This window comes from Phytopseudomonas straminea (assembly GCF_900112645.1).
In the GTDB taxonomy this organism is placed as follows: Bacteria; Pseudomonadota; Gammaproteobacteria; order Pseudomonadales; family Pseudomonadaceae; genus Aquipseudomonas; species Aquipseudomonas straminea.
The window spans coordinates 22,077-44,693 of sequence record NZ_FOMO01000008.1 but is presented as its reverse complement, the minus strand read 5'-3'; the positions used below and the strand labels follow the sequence as shown (position 1 = coordinate 44,693).

Genomic DNA, 22,617 nt, shown 5'->3' with positions numbered 1-22,617 from the left:
CCGCTGCGAGAGTGGTCTGTCAGGCTCAGACGCTGCGGGTGACTCCGCCATCAACCCTGATGTTCTGCCCGGTGATATAAGCCGCGCCGGTGCTTGCCAGAAACGCGACGGTGGCAGCCACCTCGTCGCTGGTGCCGTAGCGCTGGAGCGGCACACCCTGGCGCCGCTCTTCGGTGGCCGGAAGGCTGTCGATCCAGCCGGGCAACACGTTGTTGATGCGAATGTTGTCCTTGGCATAGGTGTCGGCGAATACCTTGCTGAACGAGGCGAGGCCTGCACGGAACACAGCCGAGGTCGGGAACAGGTCGCTGGGCTCGAACGTCCATGCGGAGGAAATGTTGATGATCACCCCGTCCTGCTGTTTCTGCATGATCGGCGTGACCAGGCGCGCCGGGCGCACGGCATTCAGAAAGTAGGTTTCCATGCCTTGCTGCCAGTCTTCATCGGTAAGCTCCAGGATGGGCTTGCGCGGGCCGTGGCCTGCACTGTTCACCAGCACATCGATGCGACCCCATTTGGCGACCACGGCATCGACCAGGCGCTGGAGATCCTCGACCGCCTGGTTGCTCCCCGTCACACCGAGACCGCCCAGCTCGTTGGCCAGGGCTTCGCCCTTGCCTGATGACGAAAGAATACCGACTTTGAAACCGTCCGCCGCCAGACGCTTGGCGACGGCAGCGCCCATGCCACTGCCCGCTGCAGTGATGATCGCAACTTTTTCTTCAGGCATGCTGCCTCCCAGGGATGAAACTGCGGTAGTGCAGATAGATCCACACTAGCAGCCGACCGGCTTGCGAGGGAGCTAGCCTGGCTTCGTCTAACCAGTAGATTTGCTATCGGTAGTCTGATTCGCCATCGCCACGATCTGCTGCTTCAGGCTGGATGTCTTTGGAGGTGACTGCCAATTGGTATCGCGCGGTCGATGTTCCATACTTCGCCATCGTCTTGGAGGGTGGAGTTGATCATGCAAAAGCCTGGGGCTGGTACCCGAGCTGCTCAGGCAGACCGCACGCGCACGTCCATTCTCAAGGCGGCGGTCAAGGTGTTCAGTCGCCAGGGCTATGCCGGTGCGCGAACCGAGCAGATCGCCAGCCAGGCGCAGTGCAACGAGCGGATGATCTATTACTATTTCGGCAGCAAGGACGAACTGTTCGTCAGCGTGCTGGAGCATATCTACGCCCAGTTCAACCGCGCCGAGGCGCGCCAGCGCTTCGATCTGGCGCAGCCCCGGCAGGCGATCCGCGATCTGGTCGCCTTCACCTGGAATTACTACCTCAAGCACCCCGAGTTCATCACCATCCTGGGAACCGAAAACCTGCTGCAAGGCGTCCATGCCCGCAAGTCGAGCAACCTGCGGGCGTTGTCCGGGACTGCCGTGGGGATGCTCGAACCGATCGTCAGGGCAGGGCAGGAACAGGGGCTGTTTCGTGAGGACATCGACATCCGCCACGTGTATCTGATGATCGCCTCGCTCTGCTACTTCTATAATTCGAACCTGCACACCCTGAGCTGCTTTCTCGACGACGCGCTGGCGTCGCCGAGTGAAAAGCACAACTGGCTGGGCTTCATTTCCGACCTGGTGCTGCGCGGGCTGGCGCGAGGGGGCGAGGGCGCCTAGCTCGCGCTGGTAGCGTCAGTGGCTTCCCGGGTTGGCGCGCACATGGGCGACCCTCTCCGGCAGGTTTTTCCAGGCCGGTTGCTCGCCGGCGAAGTGCTGGCGCAGGTAACCGGCCAGGTCCGCCACCTGGCGGTCGCTGAGGTTGTCCTTGAACGCCGGCATGTAGCCCAGATCAGGCGTGGCCGGCTTGTCGATGCCATGCAGAATGACATTCAGCAAGTTGTCCGGGACGGCACTATGCACGTTGCTGTTGACCGCCATCGACGGGCTGACGCCGAACAGCTGGGGTCCGTTGCCGTCACTGTGACAGGCCTGGCAGGCACCCTCGAAGATCCGCTGGCCACGGTTGAGGGAAAGGGTGTCGACGTCCGTGGCGGCGGTCGCTTTGGTGGTTGCGCTGGCGCCGCTATCCAGTGACACCAGATAGTGGGCGATGGCCTCCACATCGCTTTTCGGCAAGGTTGCCAGTTCGCTGACCACCGGCCCCATGGGCCCGGCGGCCACGCCATGCTGGCTGGAGAAGCCGCTGCTCAGGTACTCGCTCAGCTCGGCTTCCGTCCAGGGCACGCCACTGCTGCTCAGGGCATTCAGGGCTGGCGCTTCCCAGCCATCGACCACGCCGCCAGCCAGAAAGGATTTACCGGTTTTCTCCGCGCCCAGCAGGTTGCGCGGCGAGTGGCAGGCGGCGCAGTGGCCCAGGCCGTTGACCAGATAGGCGCCACGGTTCCACTGCTCGGAGCGGCTGGTGTCGGCCTGGTATTCGCCGCGGCCGAGAAACAGCGTGTTCCAGCCGGCCATCAGCGGGCGGATGTTGAACGGGAAGCTCATCTGGTTGGCGGGAGCGGACTGCTTCACCGGATCCTGGGACATCAGGTAGGCATAGAGCGCCTGCATGTCGGGGTCGCTGATGTTGCGAAAGGCCGTATAGGGGAACGCCGGGTAGAGATGACGACCGTCGCGGCTGATGCCTTCGCGCATGGCGCGCTCGAAGGCGCCGAACGACCAGGTGCCGATACCGGTTTCCCGGTCCGGGGTGATGTTGGTGCTGTACAGCGTGCCGAACGGCGTATCCATGGCCAGGCCGCCGGCGTTGGTCGCGCCATCCGCTGCCGTGTGGCAAACGGCGCAATCGCCAGCCGCGGCCAGCAAGCGGCCACGCTCCAACGTCGCGGCGGACCAGGTGCCTGACGCCGCGGGCGCCACCGGGGCGATTTCGGCGCGCCAGGGCATGGCGGTGGCGAACAGCCCCAGTGCGGTACCGAACACACCGGCCAGGCCGCCCAGCCACCATTTGCTGCGTTTCTTGCCGGTTGTAGTGGTGGGTGCGTCTTCACTCGGTGAGTGGCCATTGAGAGCCGCTCTTACCCGTTCGGCGGTGATCGGCAGTTCGCGAAAGCGCAGGCCGGTGGCGTCATAGATCGCGTTGGCGATGGCGGCGGCGCTGGGCACCGAGGCTGACTCGCCACTGCCCATGGGTGGTTCGCTCTGGCGCGGCATCATCATCACGTCGATGGCCGGCACCTCCGGGAAAGTGAGGATCGGATAGGTGCCCCATTCGCTGCTGGCGACCCTGGACTCCTCGAATTGCACCTGCTCCTTGAGCACCCGGCTGGTGGATTGCACCACGTTGCCGTGAATCTGATGGCGCACTCCGTCGGGGTTGATCATCATGCCGGCGTCGTGGCCGATCACCACGCGGGTCACCGCAACCTCGCCGGTACGCTTGTCCACCGCCACGTCGGCGACCCAGGCTGCCCAGGCCGCGCCGAAGCCGGGAAACTTGCTGTGGATGTAGCGTGCGTAAGCGAAGCCGCGACCGCGCAACACGTCACCCTCGGGCGGGGTCTGCTGCGGCTGGGTGTGGGGTTGCCAGTCGGCGCGCTTGGCGGTGGCTTCGATCAGCTCGCGGGCTCTGGGATCTTCCAGATGCTGCAGGCGGTACTGAACGGGGTCAATGCCGGCGGCAAAGGCCAGCTCGTCGATATACGACTCATGGGCGAAGCTGTTGGGCAGCGCCGAGACGCCGCGCATCCACGAGGCACGCACCAGCGGCGCCATGTCGTTGATAGTCACGCGCATGTGTTCGTAGTCGTAGGGCGGTATCGAGGTGCGGTCGCCCATTTCGAACATCATCGGCAGCGGTTCGACCCGGCCGGTCAGCAGCAGGGCCAGGGTGGGCGCACCGTTGGACGGGTAGCTGGTCTGGAAATCATAGGCGCTGATGCTGCCATCGGCGTTCAGGCCGCCGTCCACTTCCATCAGTTGCGCGGTGCCCTTGGGCTCCCACACGTGTTCCTGTTCGCGGGTCAGCTGCACGCGCACCGGTTTGCCCACGGCGCGCGACAGCAGCAGGGCATCGGCGCAGACGTCGTCGGCACAGTTGCGGCCATAGCAGCCCGAGGCCTCCATGCGGATGATCTCGATACGGCGCTCGTCGCACTCCAGCAGCCAGGCCAGATCGGCACGCAGCAGGTGCGGGTTCTGCGTGCCGGACCAGACCCGCGAATGTTGCTCGCCGTAATCGGCCAGGGCGCAGGAAGGACCGATCGACGCGTGCAGCTGGTAGGGCCACAGGTAGGTGCGGGTGAGGCGTTGGTCGGCATCCTTCAGGGCCTGCTCGACGTCGCCCTTGTCCAGCACGGTACGGGCGATGCGCGGGTTGTCGCGAATGGCCTGGGCGACATCACGCAGGTCGGGCAATTGCTGCTGCCAGGGTTTCCACTCGATGCGCAGTTGCTGGGCGGCGCGGATGGCTTGCTCCTCGCGCTCGGCGACCACACCGACGAAGTCGCGGATCACCACCACGGCGACGATCCCGGGAAGGTCGGCGATGGAGCTTTCATCCACCGCCAGCAGGCTGTTGCCGACGAAATCGCCGCTGTCGTAACCGGCGTAGGGCGGGCGGATCACGCGACCGTGGAGCATGCCGGGCAGGCGCATGTCATGCACGTAGGTGAGTTCGCCGGTGGCCTTGGCCGGGATATCCACCCGCGCCGCGCCCTGACCGACCAGGCGGTATTCGCTGTCAGGCTTGAGCGGTGCGTCACCGCTGATCTGCAGGCGAACATGCCCGCCGGTGATCAGCTCACCGAAAACCAGCTGGCGGCCATCGGGGTGGGTGAACACACCGTCCTCGAGGGTCAGCTGTTCACCTGGGGTCTGCCAGCGCTCGCTGGCCTGCTGCCTTAGATGACGGCGGGCTTCGGCGGCGGCGTTGCGCAAGGGTACGGCGCTGATCTGGATGGTCGCGCTGGCGATGGTGGCGCCCTGGTTGGGCGCACGCTCGGTATCGCCCAGCACCATCTCGACCTGGTCCAGCGGCAGATACAGCTCTTCGGCGACGATCTGCGCCAGGGAGGTACGAATACCGGTACCCAGGTCCACGTGCCCATTGAAGGCGTACACCTTGCCGGCCCCGGTGATGGCCAGGAACAGGCCCAGCTCCTTGGGCTTGAGCGTGGCGCTCTGGCCCTTGGGCATGGGCCCGGAAGGCGGCTGGATGGTGTCGACGACCAGCAATACGTCGGGCTGGGCCAGCCATTGCTCGAGGGTCAGCTGCATGGGGTGTCTCCGTGCGGGGCGGCCGGGCGGCCAGCGGCGCGCAGGGCAGCGCGCATGATTTCGACGTGGGTGCCGCAGCGGCACAGGTTTGCCGACAGCTCGCGGCGCAGTTGTTCGTCGCTGGGGTTGGGATCGCGCAGCAGCAGGGCCTTGATGGTCATGATCATGCCGTTGAGGCAGTAGCCGCATTGCGCTGCCTGTTCGGTGATGAAGGCTTGCTGCACCGGATCAGGGCATTGCCGACTGCCGAGACCTTCCAGCGTGGTCACGCTGCGGCCTGTGGCGCCGCCGACGGGAAATACGCACGAGCGGGTGGCACGGCCATCGATGATTACCGTGCAGGCGCCACATTCGCCAAGGCCGCAGCCGTACTTGGGGCCATTGAGGGCCAGGTCGTTGCGCAGGATGTAGAGCAGCGGCGTCTGCGGCTCAGCGTCGAGCTGCACCGTCTGTCCGTTCACCTGCAGGGTCAGGGTCTTTTCCATGGGCCGCCTTTTCTGGCCAATTTCCAGCGTTACCGCAGTACCCAGGAAACAGGCGTTTTGTTCGTTAAGTGCTTACTTCATGAAATATGCTTTTGGGTACGCAAGGAATGGGCCAGGGCGAGTGATTTGGGTAAATCGGGGATTATTGCCACCAGCTAGCTGCCCGCGACTCCGAGGAGGATCTTGGATGCAATGTCTGCAGGGTGGAGGGAGCTGCGGTTGACCGGCATTTGTGGGAGTGCGCCATGCGCACGAATCGCGGGCATGGGCCGGCGGAACGGCCGGCGTTCCGGTCCGTCCTAAGGGCTGCCAGTTGATTGTTACGGTTGCGGGGCGACGGCGCGCCAATTGGTGGGCTGAAGCCCACCCTACCCGAAGGTGCGCGGATGTAGGGTGGGGCGGGCGGCGATCCGCTTCAGCCCACAAAATCGAATGGACGCCACCGCCTCACTATTGTCTCACCAGCGGGGGCGTGGGTGGACTGCGGCCCTACTCGCCGCTGTCGTTCATCTTGCGCAGCAGGTAGAGGATGGCGATGCGTTCGCCCGGGTTGAGGCTGCCCATGGTCAGCTCGCTGATCTGCTGGGCGCAGGGGATCATGTCGGCGAGCAGTGCGCTGCCGGCGGCGGTGAGCTCGACGATGACCTTGCGCTTGTCGCTGGGGTCCGGCGACAGGGCGACCAGGTCGCGTGCCTTGAGGCGATCGACGATGCCGCGGATGGTGGCCTGGTCGACCGCCGTGGCCTTGATCAGCTCGGCTTGGGAGCTGGGGCCATGGTCGCGCAGGGCGCACAGGGTGACGAACTGGATGGAGGTGAGTTGGGCGTCGCAGGCGTTCTGCTGGAAGATCGCGGTATGGCGCTGGTAAGCCTTGCGCAGCAAGTGGCCGATCTGTTCGGTGACCTGGTAGGTGGTGGCGGACGAATCGTCGATCGACATGGGAAAACTTCGCTGACAGGCGCTGGGCGCCGAGTATAACCGCGCAAGCCGGCGAGGTGTTCGCTGTGCCGGCTTGCGGGCGTTGGGGCGGTGGCTGACGCTGCGCTGCGGCGTTGTCAGTCGGCCTTGGATTCCGGCGGGTAGACCACGTCGCCGGCGAGCACCACGGCCCTGTCATCGAGGTAGATATCGCAGCCGCGCAGCGGGATGTCCAGGTGGCACGGCGTCTTGCGAGTACCGCCGACTTCGGTGTTCGGGCCAGTGGAGAACAGGAAGTTGCCGTAGAAGGCGCGGGCGTCCATGCACATGCCGTCGTTGCGGTCGTGCAGGCCCATGGCGGTCCACTGGGCGCGCGGCTGCAGGCCCCAGCCGATGTGGGAAATGCCGTAGACCTCGGGGTCCTTGAAGTACTTCAGGTAGTCGCGCAGGTACTCGGCCTCAAAGCCGCCGTGAATGCCGGTGATGAAGCCCTTGTCGATTTCCAGGGTAATGCGCTCGCGGCAGTAGTTCTTGAACGGCAGCACGATGTCACCGACATCCAGCACCAGGGTGCCCTGGGCTGTTTCTTCGTTGGGCCAACTGAACAGGAAGCCGCTGGGCCAGTGATCCCAGCGCCCCGGCTCGTCGGCGAAGCCATATTCGGTCACCGCCGGGTACTGCCCCAGCTCGGCGTGGAAGTCGCTGCCCGCCGCCGAGCGCACGTGAATGCGGCGAGCCTGCTTGAGCAGTGCCTCGCTGGCCAGCACGCGGCGCTTGTCGTCTTCGGTCGGCAGCATGCGCGCCAGCACTTCGGGCGGCTCCACGGCCAGCAGGATGCGGGTGCCGGTCTTGAGGATCTGCTCCTGCTCGGGCGAGTGCAGCAGCATCATGGTATCGACCACCAGGTCGGCGGCCTCCAGCGCACGTTGCGCCGCCAGGTTGCCGGTCAGGGCGGTGTCGCCGCAGTAGGCCGTCATGTCGTTACCCATGGCCCGCGGGTGGTTGAAGGACGGCAGCTCCACGGCATACACCTTGGCTTTCAGGCGCTGCGCGGCGTCCATCGCCGCACGCACGGTGCGCGGGTTCGAATAATGGCTCTTGAGGATGGCCACGCTCTGGGTTTCGTCGACCCGCGAGAGGGTCAGCACCTGTTCGAACATCTGGGTCAGTTCACTATCGCTTACCGGCATGGCAGGTCTCCTGGTCGCTCTGCTTTGGCTGTGCACCACGGTGAGTCGTGCTGCTGGATATTGGTGCGTTTTTATAGAGTGTTCACTCTATTTTTTTAAATAAAACCTCATGCAAAGCCGATTGGCAATCTTTCTGTTTTGGCGTTACCAATCTACACAAATGCCGTTTCATATGGCATTTGAGTGTTCTTAGATCTTTTTAAGACCCCTCGAATATTTTTGAAGAAAGCCTCTTCACTTTCTAAAAATATAGTGCATACACTGTAATTGTCTTGCGGGCACCGTCCCGCTTCGTAGCCAAGAAGAGGAGAGATGCCCATGGGCGCTCAGCAGAAAATCGCCATCGTCGGTGCCGGTCTCGGCGGGGCAGCGGCCGCCACCTTGCTGCAGCAGGCTGGCTTCGAGGTGACCGTTTACGAGCAGTCGCCGGAGTTCTCGCGTCTGGGAGCCGGTATCCATGTCGGCCCGAACGTGATGAAGATCTTTCGGCGCATGGGGCTGGAGCAGCCGCTGGAGCAGATGGGCTCGCACCCGGATTTCTGGCACAGCCGCGACGGCATCAGCGGCGACTACCTGTCGCGCATCCCCCTGGGTGAGTTCGCGCGCCGCGAATACGGCGCGGCCTACGTCACCGTGCACCGCGGCGACATGCACGACTTGCAGATCAACAGTATCGCGCCGGGCACGCTGCAGTTCGGCAAGAAGCTGGAGACCATAGTCGACGAGGGCGACCAAGTGCGCCTGACCTTCACCGACGGCAGCCAGGCCACGGCCGACATCGTGATCGGCGCCGACGGCATTCACTCGAAGATCCGCGAAGAGCTCTTGGGCGCCGAAGCGCCGATCTACAGCGGCTGGGTCGCGCACCGGGCGCTGATTCGTGGCGAGAACCTGGTACGCCATGCCGACGTGTTCGAGCCCTGCGTGAAGTGGTGGACCGACGACCGCCACATGATGGTCTATCACACCACCGCCAAGCGTGATGAGTACTACTTCGTCACCGGTGTGCCCCACGAGGCCTGGGACTTCCAGGGCAACTATGTGGACAGCAGCCAGGAAGAAATGCTGGCGGCGTTCGAGGGTTATCACCCCACGGTGCAGAAGCTGATCCGCTCCACCGAGGACATCACCAAGTGGCCACTGCGTAATCGCAACCCCCTGCCGCTGTGGAGCCGTGGCCGGCTGGTACTGCTGGGCGATGCCTGCCACCCGATGAAGCCGCACATGGCCCAGGGCGCCGGCATGGCCATCGAAGATGCCGCCATGCTCACCCGCTGCCTGCAGGAAACCGGGCTGACCGACTACCGCACCGCGTTCGAACTCTACGAGGCCAACCGCAAGGAGCGTGCGTCGCGCGTGCAGGCGGTTTCCAACGCCAACACCTTCCTGCGCACCCAGGAAGACCCGGCCTGGGTCTACGGTTATGACATCTATGCCCAGCCGCTGAAGAGCGGGGTAGCGGCATGAGCACGCTGATCGGCGGCGGTAACGTACAGGCCAACGGCATTCGCCAGCACTACCTGCGCTATGGCGGCAAGGGACCGGTGCTGTTGCTGGTGCCGGGCATCACCAGCCCGGCGATCACCTGGGGCTTCGTCGGCGAAGTGCTGGGCCGCCAGTTCGACACCTATATCCTCGATGTGCGCGGCCGTGGCTTGTCCTCCAGCGGGCCGCAGCTGGCCTATGACACCGACACCTGCGCCGCGGACATCATCGCCTTCGCGGCCGCCCTTGGTTTCGAGCGTTACAGCCTGCTCGGCCACTCGATGGGCGCGCGCTTCGCCATTCGCGCTGCGGCAATGGGCGCCGATGGCCTGGAGCGCCTGGTGCTGATCGACCCACCAGTGTCCGGGCCGGGCCGTCGCGACTATCCGAGCAAGCTGCCCTGGTACGTCGACTCCATTCGCCAGGCGGAGCAGGGCATGGACGGCGAGGCTATGAAAGCCTTCTGCCCGAGCTGGACGCCCGAGCAACTGCAGTTGCGCGCCGAATGGCTGCACACCTGCTACGAGCCGGCCATCGTGCAGGCCTTCGAAGAGTTTCACAGCGTGGATATCCATCAGCACCTGCCCTCCGTGCAGCAGCCAGCGTTGCTGATGGTGGCCGGGCGCGGCGGGGTGATCGAGGCGGTCGACGAGGCCGAGCTGCGCGAACTCAAGCCGGATCTGCAGATCGTGCGCGTCAGCGATGCCGGCCACATGATTCCCTGGGACGACCTGGGCGGCTTCTTCGCCGCCTTCGGCGATTTCCTCGGGCAACCCATTCACCACGAGGTGCTGCCATGAACACGCTCTACCGCATCGGCCAGATCGTGCCGAGCTCCAACACCACCATGGAAACCGAAATTCCGGCGATGCTCACCGCGCGCCAGGCCATCCGCCCGGAGCGCTTCACCTTTCACTCGGCGCGCATGCGCATGAAGCAGGTGAAGAAGGAAGAGCTGGCGGCCATGGATGCCGAGTCCGATCGCTGCGCGCTGGAGCTGTCCGACGCCAAGGTCGACGTGCTCGGCTATGCCTGCCTGGTGGCGATCATGGCCATGGGCCTGGGCTACCATCGCCAGTCCGAAAAACGCCTGCGCCAGGTGACCGCCGACAACGACGCCAACTCGCCGGTGATCACCAGCGCCGGTGCCCTGGTCGAGGCGCTGAAGGTGATGAAGGCCAAGCGCATCGCCATCGTCGCGCCTTACATGAAGCCGCTCACCGAGCTGGTGGTCGATTACATCCGCGAGGAAGGTTTCGAGGTGGTCGACTGGCGGGCCCTGGAGATCCCCGACAACCTGCAGGTCGCGCGCCACGACCCGGCCAACCTGCCGGGCATCGTTGCCGGCATGAACCTGGAAGGCGTCGATGTGGTGGTGCTGTCGGCGTGCGTGCAGATGCAGTCGCTGCCGGCGGTGGCCAAGGTCGAGGCGCTGACCGGCAAGCCGGTGGTCACGGCGGCCATCGCCACCACCTATTGCATGCTCAAGGCGCTGGATCTGGAGCCGATCGTGCCGGGCGCCGGCGCGCTGTTGTCAGGCGCCTACTGAGGAGACGACCATGAGCGCGCAGAGCCTTAGTGACAACTATCAGGGTGTGTGGGGCCAGCGTATAGGCTTCGGTGCGCGACCGGCCCTGTTGATGATCGACTTCATGCAGGGCTACACCACGCCAGGCGCGCCGCTGTATGCGCCGGGTGTGGTCAGCGCCGTGGAGCAGTCGGTGGCGTTGCTGGATGCGGCACGCCGGCTGGGCGTCTTGCTGGTGCACAGCAACATCCGCTACCACGCCGCCGATTGTGCTGACGGTGGTATGTGGGTGCGTAAGGCGCCGGTGATGAAGGACATGGTCGACGGCAACCCGCTGGCCGAGTTCTGCGCAGCGGTCGCGCCGCTGCCGGGGGAGCAGGTGGTGACCAAGCAGTACGCCAGCGTGTTCTTCGCTACCAGCCTGGCTGCACAGTTGCATGCCCAGGGTGTCGATACCCTGATCCTGGCGGGCTGTTCGACCAGTGGCTGCATTCGGGCGAGCGCCGTGGACGGCGTGCAGCATGGCTTTCGCACCATCGTCGTGCGCGAGTGCGTCGGCGATCGCCACCAGGCGCCCCACGAGGCCAATCTGTTCGACATCGACAGCAAGTATGGCGATGTCGTCAGCCTGGAGGAAACACTCGACTATCTGCAGCGGCTCGCCCGCTGATTCACCATAAGGAGCTGGCGGTACGCTGCCTGTTCCATTGATCGCCCCACCGAGGGCGGTCGCCATGCATGCATGGCACTGACGCTGCCTTGGGAAGTCGCCGTTGCGACGCTCAACGCGTCGACGACTGCTGGCTTCAACAAAAATCACAAGTCACCGCCAGGAGACACGCAATGCCTTACGTACCCGCTACCAGCACCGCCATGGGCAGTGCTGCCGACAGCTCGAACGAGCTGTACCGCAAAGTGACCTGGAAGCTCATTCCGTTTCTGTGCTTCTGCTACCTCGCCGCTTATCTGGACCGCATCAACGTCGGCTTCGCCAAGCTGCAGATGCTCAGCGACCTGCAATTCAGCGAGGCGGCCTATGGCCTGGGCGCCGGATTGTTCTTCGTCGGTTACATCCTCTTCGAGGTGCCCAGCAATCTGGTGCTGGAGAAGGTCGGCGCCAAGGTGTGGATCGCCCGCATCATGATCACCTGGGGGCTGCTGTCGGCCTGCACCATGTTCGTCACCACCACCACCGAGTTCTACATCATCCGCTTCCTGCTCGGTGCGGCGGAGGCCGGCTTCCTGCCGGGTGTGCTGTACTACCTGACCACCTGGTACCCGACCTACCGACGCGGGCGCATCATCGCCTTGTTCATGATCGGCCTGCCACTGTCCAGCGTGATCGGCGGGCCGATTTCCGGCTGGATCATGAACCACTTCGACCAGGTCAACGGCCTGCGTGGCTGGCAGTGGCTGTTCCTGCTCGAGGCGATTCCCAGCGTGCTGCTCGGCATCCTCACCTTCTGGGCACTGCCCAATCACTTCAACCAGGCGAAGTGGCTCAGTTCCGAGGAGAAGGCGCAATTGGCCAATGACCTGGCAGCCGACGACGCAGAAGGCAAAGACAGCAAGCACAGCTTTCGCGACGGCTTCTTCAACCTCAAGGTGTGGATGCTGGGCGGCATCGACTTTTCCATCCTGCTCAGCGCTTACGCCATGGGCTTCTGGATGCCGACCTTCATCCGCAACACCGGGGTGACCGACACCTTTCACATCGGCCTGCTGACCGCCATCCCCAGCCTGGCGGCGCTGGCCGGCATGCTGCTGATCGGCGCCAGCTCGGATCGCCATCGCGAGCGCCGCTGGCACATCATCGTACCCTTCATCGTCGGTGCCGCCGCCATGGCCAGCAGCACGCTGTTCAGCCATAACCTGGTGATGACCGTGACGCTGTTCGCCATCGCTTCGGCGGCCATCATCGGCGCCGTGCCGGTGTTCTTCAGCCTGCCGGCGACCTTCCTCAAGGGCACGGCTGCGGCGACCGGCTTCGCCCTGGCCTGCTCGGTGGCCAACATCGCCGGCCTGGTGAGCAACTCGCTGATGGGCCTGGTCACCGACCTGACCGGCACCAGTCATGCCGCGCTGTGGTTCTTCGCTGGCTGCCTGATTCTCAGCTGCCTGCTGGTGATCGCCCTGCCAGCCAAGCTGGTCAACCGCTAGCCGGACACTTCTCCTGGCGCTGCCGGTGGGTGTGAAGCCTCACACCCACCGGCTTTTACACCTCTGATTTTTCTTTTGCCCCGTTTGGATGTCGGTCTGCGTTGGTGCAATACCAGCGCGCTAGGCACTGCGACGATATCGACGGGATTCAATTGTGCGTAAACCGTCGATAGCTCCTAGGCTTAGGGCGACTGCGGCAAATCAAACCCTCACGAAGCCACTGCTACTAATGGATGAGTGCTAAATTGAATGGCAGGTAATAGCATAGTGCTATCTCGTCCCGTAGACCGCGCTTGATGCGGAGCGTGCACCATGGGTAGCAAATCGAAGGTCACTATCCGCTCGTGGATATGGAGCCTTTTCGTTCAAACGGCGTTGATACCGCTCATCCTGGTCGAAACGCTGTTGATTGCGGCTTATCTGCACACCAATGCGTCTATTCGCGACGCGCAGATTGCCAACCTGCGCTCGGTGGTGCTCGAGAACCTTGAGTCAACGTCGCGCCAGGAAGCGCAAATTCTGCAAGGCGAGCTCCACCATATCGCCAAGTTGACCGATACCTATGCTTCGCTCACCCAGGAAGCACTGAGCTCGGCTCACACTCTGCCAGCCGCCAAGCTGAGCGAAAGCGCCGATGGTGTTCGCTATAGCGAGCATGATGATGGTGGTTCTGCCTCGTTCTACTCCAATGCTACGCCGCTGGCGCAGCAGGATCTGCACAAGGTCGCTCGTTTGGCGCAGCTTGATCCGTTCATGCGCGAAACCGTTCGCAATAACGACCTGGTGTCGAGCATCTATTTCAATAGCTGGGATAACTACAGCCGCAGTTATCCGTGGATCGATACGCTGCATCAGTTTCCGCCAGGCATCGTGATTCCCGATTTCAACTTCTATTACCTCGCGACCGATAAGAACAACCCGCAGCGGCAAACCACCTGGACAGACGTTTATCTCGATCCGGCCGGGCAGGGCTGGATACTGTCGGCAATCGCCCCGGTGTTCCTGCGCGATTTTCTTGAAGGCGTGGTGGGGTTGGACATCACGGTCGATAAGCTACTCGAGCATCTCAATAGCCTGGATATGCCTTGGGGCGGCTATACCCTGATCGTTGATGAGCACATGGGAGTCATTGCGCTCTCCGAGGACGGCAAGACCGATCTCGGCTTGCCGGGCGCCAGGACAGACACCTCGTCATCGGATGAGCCTTCGTTTATTCCCGATGCCTTCAACTTGCTCGCACGAGCCGATACCCGCCCGTTGGCCGAGGCAATGGCCGGCCGTGAAAATGGTGTGCTGTCCATCTCGCTAAGTGGCCACGAACACCTGGCGGCCTGGGCCACGATCAAGGCGACCAATTGGCAGCTTCTGACCGTCGTCGAGCAACAACAGGTTTTCCAGCAAACCAACACCTTAGCCAGTCAGTACCGAACCATCGGGTATCTGCTGATCGCCGGCCTGGTAGCGTTCTATCTGGTGTTTTTCGCCATGATGTGGGGGCGAATCCGCATCCTCAGTGACAGGCTGAATACGCCGATCCTCGGCATCGATTCGATGCTCCAGGACATTGGGGCCGGCAAATGGCGTCCGCCGCGCCCCGACACGAATATCGTCGAGCTTCAGGGCATCATCGACAATGTGCTGGTCATGGGCGAAAAACTCGAATGCAGCTCGTCTCGCCTGGCCAGTGCCAACCAGGAGGCCGAACAGGGCAATCTGGCGAAGTCGCGCTTCATTTCCAGCATGAGCCATGAGTTGCGAACCCCGCTCAATGCGATACAGGGTTTCGCGCAGTTGATCCGAATGAAGGGCGGCACCCGATCAGAAAGCGGTGGCCAGGATTATCTGGAAGAGATACTCCTCGCCAGTCGCCACCTGAACCAGGTGTTGGGTGACATTCTCGATTGGTCGACGGCAGAAGGCGAACAGCTTCGTCTCGATATGCGCAAGGTCGACGCCACTGCGTTGATGCATGAGTGCGCTGAACTCGTGGCACTCGATACGACCGCCAATGGCCTGAGTCAGCAACTGGACCTGCCAGCTGAAGCACTCTACGTGAATGCCGACGTGCGGCGCTTGCGTCAGGTGCTTCTCAACCTGTTATCCAACGCCATCAAGTACACTACTCAGGGCTCAGTCAGCCTAGGTTGCTGTCTGCGCGATAGTGTCGTGCGGATGACGGTCAGCGATACCGGCCCAGGCATTGCGCCGCAGCACTATGAACGGTTGTTCGAGCCGTTCCAGCGGCTCGGTCAGGAGAAAACCTCGATACCAGGCACGGGCATCGGTTTGTCCATTTGCAGAGACTATGCGCGATTGATGGGCGGTGAGCTTGGCTTCCAAAGCCAAGTCGGTGTTGGCAGTCAATTCTGGATCGAACTGCCTCTCTATATCGAAAGCGCGCCGGAGCGAGCCAGGGCAATACGTGTCTATCTCGGTGACCAGGATCGGACCAACATCGAGGCGGTACGCAGCGCACTGCAGGGCATAGCGCTCGAGCAGTTTGATCGGGGACAGGATCTGCTCGAGGCACTGCTGCGCGAGCGTCCGGATCTGGTGCTCATCAGTGGCGATCTTGGTGGCTTGAGCGCAGCCGAGTTGCTGGGTGAGATCCGTCGAACGCCGCAGCTCTCAAGTGTGCCAATTGTTCTACTCTGCAGGGAGGATCAAGTCAGGCAAATGGTGGCGCTCGGCGCGAATGGGCTGTTGTCGGTACCTATCGATGGGCTGGAGCTCCAGCAACTGGTCGATGCCCTTACCAACAAGGAGGTGGGCGGTGCTCTCTAAGAACTTCAGCCATTGTCGTGTCGTCATCGTCGACGACGTGGTTGCCAATGTACGTCTGCTGGAGTCGAGCCTCAAGGCGTTCGGCCTGCGCAACACCATCAGCTTTTCCGATTCGGCCGCGGCCCTGCACTGGCTGAAGGAGAATCCCTGGAACCTGCTGTTGCTGGATATCGACATGCCGGCGCCGAACGGCTTCGAGATCCTTCGCCAGCTCGCGGACCGGGACCGCAGTGCCAGCCCGATAATGATCATCACCGCACTGGGAGATGCCGAAAACCGCCGTGCCGGCCTGGAGCTGGGCGCCAACGATTACATCGGCAAGCCTGTTGATCTGCCTGAAATCATTCTGCGCGTGGGTAGCAACCTGGCGCTGAGCGAGGCGCGAACAGCCTTGTTGAATGCCAAGGCCGGGCTCGAAGACCGAGTGCGTGAACGCACGGCCCAGCTCGACCAGAGTTATGGCGCGGTAATCCGTACGCTTACCCGTGCCGCAGCCTATCGTGACAACGAGACGGGCAATCACATCAATCGGATCGGTGAAACCTCCGCCCTGGTTGCCAGTGTCATGGGGATGGATGAGGCCTGGGTCGAGCTGCTCCGCCAGGCCGCGCCCATGCATGACGTAGGCAAGATCGGCATACCCGACAGCATCTTGCTCAAGCCGGGCGCTCTTAACGAGCAGGAGCGACTGATCATGAATGAGCATCCGCTCATCGGGTTCTCGATACTCAATGATGACCACCCATCGGCGCTTACGCAGATGGCTGCGGAGATTGCGCTCAATCATCACGAAAAATGGGACGGCAGTGGCTACCCCAATCGGCTGCAGGGCGAGCAGATACCGCTGAGCGCTCGCATCGTTGCGCTCTGCGACGTCTATGACGCCTTGCGAATGGAGCGCCCCTACAAATCGGCGTGGCCGGTCGAGCAGGCGCTCGCTCATATCCATGAGCAGTCAGGCCTGCATTTCGACCCTGCTCTCGTCGTCATTCTGGAGGCCCTGATTCCCGATATCGAAGCGATTCGTCAGCGCCTTGGGGATCCGTAACGCGATACCGATTTACCAGCAGTACCGGCAGAACCATCCATTACCGCGAGTATTAGATGATGAACTCAAGATCGATTTCCATCGCTCCGCGAGCCGCACTGGGCTTCTCGATTATTGCGCTTCTGGTCTTTGTCCTGGGCGGTTTCGCGCTCATGCAGATGTCGGTCATGCATCAGCGATCCAGCGAGGTCGAGCAGAACTGGGTACCCAGCCTCAATGCACTGAGTGATGTCTCGGAAGATATCCTGCGGCTCCGTGCCGCCACCCTGCGGCTGCTGCTGAGCGAAGATCAGCAGCAGCTGCAAAGCGGCTTCGCTACGGCCCAGACACTGCGCGAAGGACTGCAAAAAGCCCAGTCGGGCTATCGAAAGCTTGTCAGCTCCGCAGAGGAGGAGCAGCAGTTTCAGCGCTTCGAAATGGCCGAACAGGCGTACCTCGAATTGCAGCAGCAACTGACCAAGTATCTTGAGGAAGGCGATCGCTCAGCAGCACTGTCCATCGTCCACTCCGGATTGAATCAGCGTGCCGACGAGATGATCGCCGCACTGAACGAGCTGATCGCGCTCAATCGCGCGGGCGCTGCGGCGGCTGCCAAGGCCTCGAATGAAGCTTATAGCGTTGCACAGCATGGAACACTGTTGGCCATGGCGCTGGCGGCAATCGCTACCGTGATACTGGCGACCATGTTGACGCGGAGCATCGTTCGGCCGCTGGCCGATGCCGTGCAGGTCGCAGACTCGGTGGCTGAAGGTGACCTTACCGTGCAGATCGAATCCGAAGGCAATGACGAGCCTGCTCGGCTGCTCAAGGCGCTCCAGAGTATGCAGACACGCTTGCACGGTACCATCGGCCAGATTGCCCAGGCATCAAGCCAATTGGCCTCGGCGGCAGAGCAGCTTTCCACTGTCACGGAAAGCTCTGCGCGCAATCTTCACCAGCAGAGCCTTGAAATCGATCAGGCGGCTACCGCCGTTACCCAGATGAGTAGTGCGGTCGAGGAAGTTGCGCATAACGCGGCGAGTGCATCGAAGAGTTCTCAGGAATCTGATCGCGTCGCCAAGTTCGGCGACGAGCGTATTCGCCTGACACTGTCGACTATTACGCAGTTGGCTGAAAACGTTGGCTCGACATCGTCGAACGTCGATGTGCTTGCGAACAAGATAAACGGTATCAGCAAGGTGCTCGATGTCATCCGCAGCATCGCGGAGCAGACCAATCTGCTCGCATTGAACGCGGCCATTGAGGCTGCACGCGCAGGCGAAGCCGGTCGTGGCTTTGCGGTGGTTGCAGATGAGGTGCGGGCGCTCGCGCATAAAACCGAGCAGTCAACGCGTCAGATCGAGGCCATGATCGGCGACATCGAGGTGGATACCGCCAAAGCGGTTAGTTCGATGGATACCTGTAATGACCTCGCCAAACAGACTCAGGATGTGGCCCATGGTGCTGGGTCCGCTTTGCAGCAAATCATTGAGTCGGTCGCCAATATCACCGAGCGCAATCTGGTGATTGCCAGTGCTACCGAGGAACAAACCCATGTGGCACGAGAAGTCGACCGCAACCTGGTCAATATCCGCGACCTCTCTTTGCAGAACTCGGCGGGATCGGAGCAAGCCAGCCTGGCGAGCCGCGCGCTGTCGGATCTGGCGCTTGATCTGCAGGGGACGGTGGCGCGCTTCAAAGTCTAGAACCGCTTAAGCAAGGCCTGAAGCCCAATCATCGTCAAGCTGTCCGACACGCCAAGAGTCCGTAGCCCATGAACATTTCGTCACCCGCACGCATCACCCTCTGGATGGCTTTGGTGCTGCTGGTCGGCATCACCATCAGTTGGCTGGTCGAGCGTGAGCAGAACAAGGATGTCGACAAGCATGTGGAGAGGGCGCTAACCGATGCCAGCCGAGAGCTGGAAAACGATCTGGTGGCCCGACTGCGCGTCTACGAATATCGTCTCAGGGGCATGCGCGGCGCTGTGCATATGCTCGATGCGAACAACGTCAGCACCAATCTCATGCGTCGCTACAGCCGCGGTCGAAACCTGGATAAGGAATACCCGGGCGCCCGTGGCTTCGGGTTCATTCGGCGTGTCGTGCCGGCCCATGAAGCCGAGTACGTTGCGCAAATTCGTAGTGGCGGGCAACCAGACTTCAAGGTGAACCAGTTCAAGGCGCATGAGGGCGAGCGCTTCATCATTCAGTTCATCGACCCTGTCGAGCGCAATGCGCAGGCGATAGGGCTGGATATCGCCTCGGAGGCTTTGCGGCGCCGTGCCGCTATCGATTCGATGCGCAACGGCCAGGCCACGCTGACAGCACCGATAACGCTTCTTCAGGATACGGGCCAAAAGTTCAGCTCTTTCCTGTTTCTACTGCCGGTTTACAGTACGCCGGAAATGCCTCCCGAGTCGCAGCGAGAAGCCATGGCCATTGGTTGGACCTATGCGCCTTTGGTCATGCGTGAGGTGATGGGAAACCTCAATCTGCCTGATCACCGCCTGCATCTGAAACTCTACGATGTGGCCTCCACCGGCGAGCAGCTGATCTACGAAACTCAGGAAGACGGCCCTGAAACCGAGCTGTTGCATACCCGCTCGTTCGAGCGCGAAGTCTATGGCCGTCTCTGGCGACTCGAGGTAAGCGCGCATCCGCTTTTCGTCGAAGCTGTCGACCCGACGCCACCAGGACGCTTTTTCCTGATTGGCCTGCTGGCCAGCATTCTATTGACCGGCCTGGTCGGCACCTTGCTGGTCGCTCGCCAACGCAAGCAGCAAGTAGCCGCTGAGCAGGGCCGCTTGGCCACCATCGTGGAGAACTCCAGCGACGCGATCATTGGTGAGGCTCTCGACGGCCGAATCATCACCTGGAATCGTGCCGCAGAGGTGATGTTCGGGTATGCCGAGGCAGAAGTGCTGGGCAGACCGCTGGCACCTCTGCTGGTACCTGCCTCGAGGCTCGCAGAGGATGAGGAGTTGCTCGAACGCATTGGTCGGGGGGACCGCGGGGCACCGTTGGAAACTCAGCGCTTGCACAAGTCGGGACGGTTGATCGACGTGACCATCACCTGCAGTTTCATCAGGGAGGCTGATGGTCGGATCCTGGGCGCGGCCAAGATGATGCACGACATCAGTGACAGCAAGCGCGTGCAGCGTTATCTGATGGAATTCAATGCCGAGCTGGAGCAGCAGGTCAGCGAGCGCACGGCCGAACTGTCTCGGGTGGCCGGGCTGTTGCAAACGGTGCTGGACGCATCATCGGAAGTCTCGATAATCGCGACCGATGTGCAGGGCGAAATCATCGTCTTCAACCGCGGCGCGCAACTGCTACTTGGCTACAGCGCAGAGGAAACCATCGGCCGCAAGAGTGTTCTCGACTTTCATCTTCAGTCTGAAATAGGCGCGCGCGTAGAGGAGCTCGCTGCAGAATATGGAGATCCTTTGGAAGATGTGGATGTGTTTCGCTACAAGCCTGACAGGGAAGGGGCCGAAACACGCCAGTGGACCTATGTCCGCAAGGACGGCTCTCAGGTCCCCGTGTCGATGGTCGTGACGCCAATTCGCATGGACTCGGGCGAGCTCAGCGGCTATCTGGGCATCGCTCAAGACATAACCGAGCGGCTGCAGAGCAGCGAGCAGTTGCACGCAGCCAAAGCTCAGGCAGAGGCTGCCAACGCTGCAAAAAGTCTGTTCCTAGCCAATATGAGCCACGAAATCCGCACGCCAATGAACGCGGTAATTGGTGTCGCTCACCTGCTGCAGAACACACCATTGGACGACCAGCAGCGCATGCTGCTTGGCAAATTGCAGATCGCTGGGCGGTCGCTGCTGGGCATCATCAACGATATTCTCGATATCGCGAAAATCGAAGCCGGGGCGATGAAACTCGAGCATGCGCCTTTCAGTCCACGCCAGTTGATGGATGACCTCGTCCAGCTCTTCACCCCCCAGGCGGAACTCAAGGGGCTGCAATTTACCGTCGAAACGGCCGGGCCACTGCCAAATTTACTGCTGGGCGATGCGCTGCGAATCAATCAGATCCTCATGAACCTGATCGGCAACGCCCTCAAGTTCACCGCTAAAGGCAGCGTGAAAGTCACACTGGACTGCGACCAGCAGCGCGATGCTCGCTGCTGGCTGCATATCACGGTCGCTGATACCGGCTGTGGTATTGCCCATGACGTTGCCGAGCAGTTGTTCTCACCGTTCACGCAGGCTGATGCCTCTACAACCAGACGGTTCGGCGGAACCGGTTTGGGCCTGTCGGTGGTACGGGGCCTTGCCGAGCAAATGGGTGGGCGAGTGGGCGTGCACAGTCAGTTGGGTACTGGTAGCGAGTTCACTGTCGACTTGCCTCTGCAAATGGCGAGTGAGTCAGACGAGCATGCCAGGTCAGATAAAGCGCTCGATGTCTGGCTGCTCAGTGATGGTCTGAGTGAGACTCAGCAACTCACTCGGATCGCCAAAGACCTTGGTTGGCGCACGACTCATGTAGAAAGTCCGACCGATTTTCAGGCGCTTCTGGAACGGCCCGACACACAGGAGCATCGCCTGCCGGACGCTTTGCTTGCCCCTCTCGACCAGGTGCAGCTACTGCGGCAGGTGATGCAACGTTGTGGCTGCGAGAGGCTGCCGCTGGTGTTGATCATGGAGCACACGCAGCAATTGGCCATGCAACGCGAACCCCTTGAGCCTTGGCAGCGAGTAGTACCCAGCCCTGTGGACGGTGCGCGTTTGTTCAATGCCGTCAATGAGTGCCTGGTGTATCGCGATGGCGATACCACGCGGATCAATCTCGCCAGCGAGTTCGATACTTCTGTAGCCCGCTGGCTGGAGGGCATGGAGGTACTGTTGGTCGATGACAGCGCCATCAACCTCGAGGTCGCCAGCTTGCTGCTCGCCCAGCAAGGTGCCCAGGTGCAGACATGCAGCAATGGCCGTGAGGCCCTCGAACGTCTTGAGCGCCTGCCCGATCATTTCGATGCCGTACTGATGGATGTGCAGATGCCGGAAATGGATGGCTATGAAGCCACCCGCAGGCTACGCGACGAGCTTGGGTTGGCTCTCCTGCCTGTACTTGCCCTGACCGCTGGCGCCATGGCCGAGGAGCGCCAGCAGGCCCAGGCGGCGGGCATGGATGATTTCCTGACCAAGCCTCTGGAGCCTTCTGCCCTGATTCGTGCCCTACGCCTCGCTGTGGAGCGCAAGCGTGGGGGTCCGCTTCCGGTACTCGCACTGTCTTCGCCAAACAAGGGCCCGGACGACTGGCCAAGTATCCCGGGAATTGATGGCCAGGATGTCGCGAATCGACTGGGAGATGATCAGGCTCTTTTCATGTCTTCGCTGAAGCGGTTCTTTGCGGACTTCGTGGAGTTCGCTGACCATCGTCTCTTGTCACAGCCATCCCATGAGTTGGTAGCGCGCTTGCACAAGCTGCGTGGGACCGCGGCGTTGCTGGGAGCCAAGGAGCTCGCCGCCCGCGCGGGAAATGTAGAGCAATTGCTGCGTGACGGTGCGGCCGATGCGGCGACAAGACCTGCGCTCGAGGCCTTGTTGGCCGCTTATGCCGAACTGGACGGTCACACTCGTCTGCTCCGGGATAAGGCACCCTCGTTGCCAGTGGACGATATCGATCAAACCCAGGCGCAACAGGCACTCGCCATGCTTGAAGAACAATTGCGCAACCGCGACATGGCCGCATTGGACAGCTTTGCCCATGCTGCCAGCGCCATTCGCGAGATGGCAGGCGATTCTCAAGTAGCCGAGATTTGGCAGGCAATCGACAATCTGGATTACGCGTTGGCGCTGGTGTTACTAGACCAGGCCCGTGCCAAGAGCAAGGAGCGTTAGAACG

15 protein-coding genes are annotated in these 22,617 nt (G+C 62.0%); 10 read left to right on the top strand and 5 right to left on the bottom strand.

The features are described 5' to 3' along the window. Positions 1 to 25: 25 nt before the first annotated feature. Positions 26 to 730: an SDR family oxidoreductase gene (locus BM279_RS18020; protein ID WP_093505968.1), complete on the bottom strand. Its 705-nt coding sequence runs from the start codon at positions 728 to 730 to the stop codon at positions 26 to 28. A 234-nt stretch (positions 731 to 964) separates the two neighbouring features. On the opposite strand from BM279_RS18020, the gene BM279_RS18015 reads away from it, so the two are divergent. Continuing rightward, entirely contained in the window at positions 965 to 1,618 is a 654-nt protein-coding gene (locus BM279_RS18015; RefSeq protein ID WP_093505966.1) for a TetR/AcrR family transcriptional regulator, read from the top strand. Positions 1,619 to 1,633: 15 nt separating this feature from the next. On the opposite strand, the gene BM279_RS18010 is transcribed toward BM279_RS18015, so the two are convergent. From BM279_RS18010 to BM279_RS17995, 4 genes are all read right to left on the bottom strand, one after another. Further along, positions 1,634 to 5,179 (bottom strand): molybdopterin cofactor-binding domain-containing protein, encoded by a 3,546-nt coding sequence (locus BM279_RS18010; RefSeq protein ID WP_093505964.1) that lies wholly within the window; start codon positions 5,177 to 5,179, stop codon positions 1,634 to 1,636. After that, positions 5,170 to 5,664 carry a (2Fe-2S)-binding protein gene (locus BM279_RS18005; RefSeq protein WP_093505961.1) on the bottom strand — a complete coding sequence of 165 codons (495 nt, stop codon included), beginning with the start codon at positions 5,662 to 5,664 and terminating at the stop codon, positions 5,170 to 5,172. Before BM279_RS18005 ends, BM279_RS18010 begins: the two co-directional genes overlap by 10 nt. Positions 5,665 to 6,153: 489 nt before the next feature. After that, complete coding sequence (locus tag BM279_RS18000) at positions 6,154 to 6,603, bottom strand: MarR family winged helix-turn-helix transcriptional regulator (RefSeq protein ID WP_093505959.1); 450 nt, start codon at positions 6,601 to 6,603, stop codon at positions 6,154 to 6,156. A 116-nt stretch (positions 6,604 to 6,719) separates the two neighbouring features. After that, positions 6,720 to 7,772, bottom strand: coding sequence for a 2,5-dihydroxypyridine 5,6-dioxygenase (locus tag BM279_RS17995; RefSeq protein WP_093505957.1), 1,053 nt, complete (start codon positions 7,770 to 7,772; stop codon positions 6,720 to 6,722). Positions 7,773 to 8,090: 318 nt separating this feature from the next. On the opposite strand from BM279_RS17995, the gene BM279_RS17990 reads away from it, so the two are divergent. From BM279_RS17990 to BM279_RS17950, 9 genes are all read left to right on the top strand, one after another. After that, a complete protein-coding gene (locus BM279_RS17990; protein WP_093505955.1) occupies positions 8,091 to 9,239 on the top strand; it encodes an FAD-dependent monooxygenase in 1,149 nt (382 codons plus the stop codon). After that, the gene (locus tag BM279_RS17985) at positions 9,236 to 10,057 is read left to right on the top strand and encodes an alpha/beta fold hydrolase (RefSeq protein WP_093505953.1); all 822 of its coding nucleotides are present in this window, start codon (positions 9,236 to 9,238) and stop codon (positions 10,055 to 10,057) included. Before BM279_RS17990 ends, BM279_RS17985 begins: the two co-directional genes overlap by 4 nt. Further along, positions 10,054 to 10,806 (top strand): maleate cis-trans isomerase family protein, encoded by a 753-nt coding sequence (locus tag BM279_RS17980; RefSeq protein WP_093505951.1) that lies wholly within the window; start codon positions 10,054 to 10,056, stop codon positions 10,804 to 10,806. The genes BM279_RS17985 and BM279_RS17980 overlap by 4 nt, the downstream gene beginning before the upstream one ends. A 10-nt stretch (positions 10,807 to 10,816) precedes the next feature. Further along, positions 10,817 to 11,455 (top strand): N-carbamoylsarcosine amidohydrolase, encoded by a 639-nt coding sequence (locus BM279_RS17975; RefSeq protein WP_075930846.1) that lies wholly within the window; start codon positions 10,817 to 10,819, stop codon positions 11,453 to 11,455. Between the two features lie 173 nt (positions 11,456 to 11,628). After that, positions 11,629 to 12,945 carry an MFS transporter gene (locus BM279_RS17970; RefSeq protein WP_075930847.1) on the top strand — a complete coding sequence of 439 codons (1,317 nt, stop codon included), beginning with the start codon at positions 11,629 to 11,631 and terminating at the stop codon, positions 12,943 to 12,945. A gap of 312 nt (positions 12,946 to 13,257) precedes the next feature. Next, positions 13,258 to 15,729, top strand: a complete 2,472-nt coding sequence (locus BM279_RS17965) for an ATP-binding protein (RefSeq protein WP_093505949.1) — start codon at positions 13,258 to 13,260, stop codon at positions 15,727 to 15,729. Then, complete coding sequence (locus BM279_RS17960; protein WP_093505947.1) at positions 15,719 to 16,777, top strand: HD domain-containing phosphohydrolase; 1,059 nt, start codon at positions 15,719 to 15,721, stop codon at positions 16,775 to 16,777. Before BM279_RS17965 ends, BM279_RS17960 begins: the two co-directional genes overlap by 11 nt. Before the next feature lie 59 nt (positions 16,778 to 16,836). Further along, positions 16,837 to 18,462 (top strand): methyl-accepting chemotaxis protein, encoded by a 1,626-nt coding sequence (locus BM279_RS17955; protein ID WP_093506239.1) that lies wholly within the window; start codon positions 16,837 to 16,839, stop codon positions 18,460 to 18,462. A 68-nt stretch (positions 18,463 to 18,530) separates the two neighbouring features. After that, positions 18,531 to 22,613 (top strand): CHASE domain-containing hybrid sensor histidine kinase/response regulator, encoded by a 4,083-nt coding sequence (locus BM279_RS17950; protein WP_244154185.1) that lies wholly within the window; start codon positions 18,531 to 18,533, stop codon positions 22,611 to 22,613. Positions 22,614 to 22,617 lie beyond the last annotated feature (4 nt).

What these genes read in the sequence shown, in the direction of transcription:
- BM279_RS18015 (WP_093505966.1), top strand. Translation starts at nt 965, where the DNA reads ATGCAAAAGCCTGGGGCTGGTACCCGAGCTGCTCAGGCAGACCGCACG.
- BM279_RS17970 (WP_075930847.1), top strand. Translation starts at nt 11,629, where the DNA reads ATGCCTTACGTACCCGCTACCAGCACCGCCATGGGCAGTGCTGCCGAC.
- BM279_RS17975 (WP_075930846.1), top strand. Translation starts at nt 10,817, where the DNA reads ATGAGCGCGCAGAGCCTTAGTGACAACTATCAGGGTGTGTGGGGCCAG.
- BM279_RS17985 (WP_093505953.1), top strand. Translation starts at nt 9,236, where the DNA reads ATGAGCACGCTGATCGGCGGCGGTAACGTACAGGCCAACGGCATTCGC.
- BM279_RS18000 (WP_093505959.1), bottom strand. Translation starts at nt 6,603, where the DNA reads ATGTCGATCGACGATTCGTCCGCCACCACCTACCAGGTCACCGAACAG.
- BM279_RS17990 (WP_093505955.1), top strand. Translation starts at nt 8,091, where the DNA reads ATGGGCGCTCAGCAGAAAATCGCCATCGTCGGTGCCGGTCTCGGCGGG.
- BM279_RS17965 (WP_093505949.1), top strand. Translation starts at nt 13,258, where the DNA reads ATGGGTAGCAAATCGAAGGTCACTATCCGCTCGTGGATATGGAGCCTT.
- BM279_RS18020 (WP_093505968.1), bottom strand. Translation starts at nt 730, where the DNA reads ATGCCTGAAGAAAAAGTTGCGATCATCACTGCAGCGGGCAGTGGCATG.
- BM279_RS18010 (WP_093505964.1), bottom strand. Translation starts at nt 5,179, where the DNA reads ATGCAGCTGACCCTCGAGCAATGGCTGGCCCAGCCCGACGTATTGCTG.
- BM279_RS17950 (WP_244154185.1), top strand. Translation starts at nt 18,531, where the DNA reads ATGAACATTTCGTCACCCGCACGCATCACCCTCTGGATGGCTTTGGTG.
- BM279_RS18005 (WP_093505961.1), bottom strand. Translation starts at nt 5,664, where the DNA reads ATGGAAAAGACCCTGACCCTGCAGGTGAACGGACAGACGGTGCAGCTC.
- BM279_RS17955 (WP_093506239.1), top strand. Translation starts at nt 16,837, where the DNA reads ATGAACTCAAGATCGATTTCCATCGCTCCGCGAGCCGCACTGGGCTTC.
- BM279_RS17995 (WP_093505957.1), bottom strand. Translation starts at nt 7,772, where the DNA reads ATGCCGGTAAGCGATAGTGAACTGACCCAGATGTTCGAACAGGTGCTG.
- BM279_RS17980 (WP_093505951.1), top strand. Translation starts at nt 10,054, where the DNA reads ATGAACACGCTCTACCGCATCGGCCAGATCGTGCCGAGCTCCAACACC.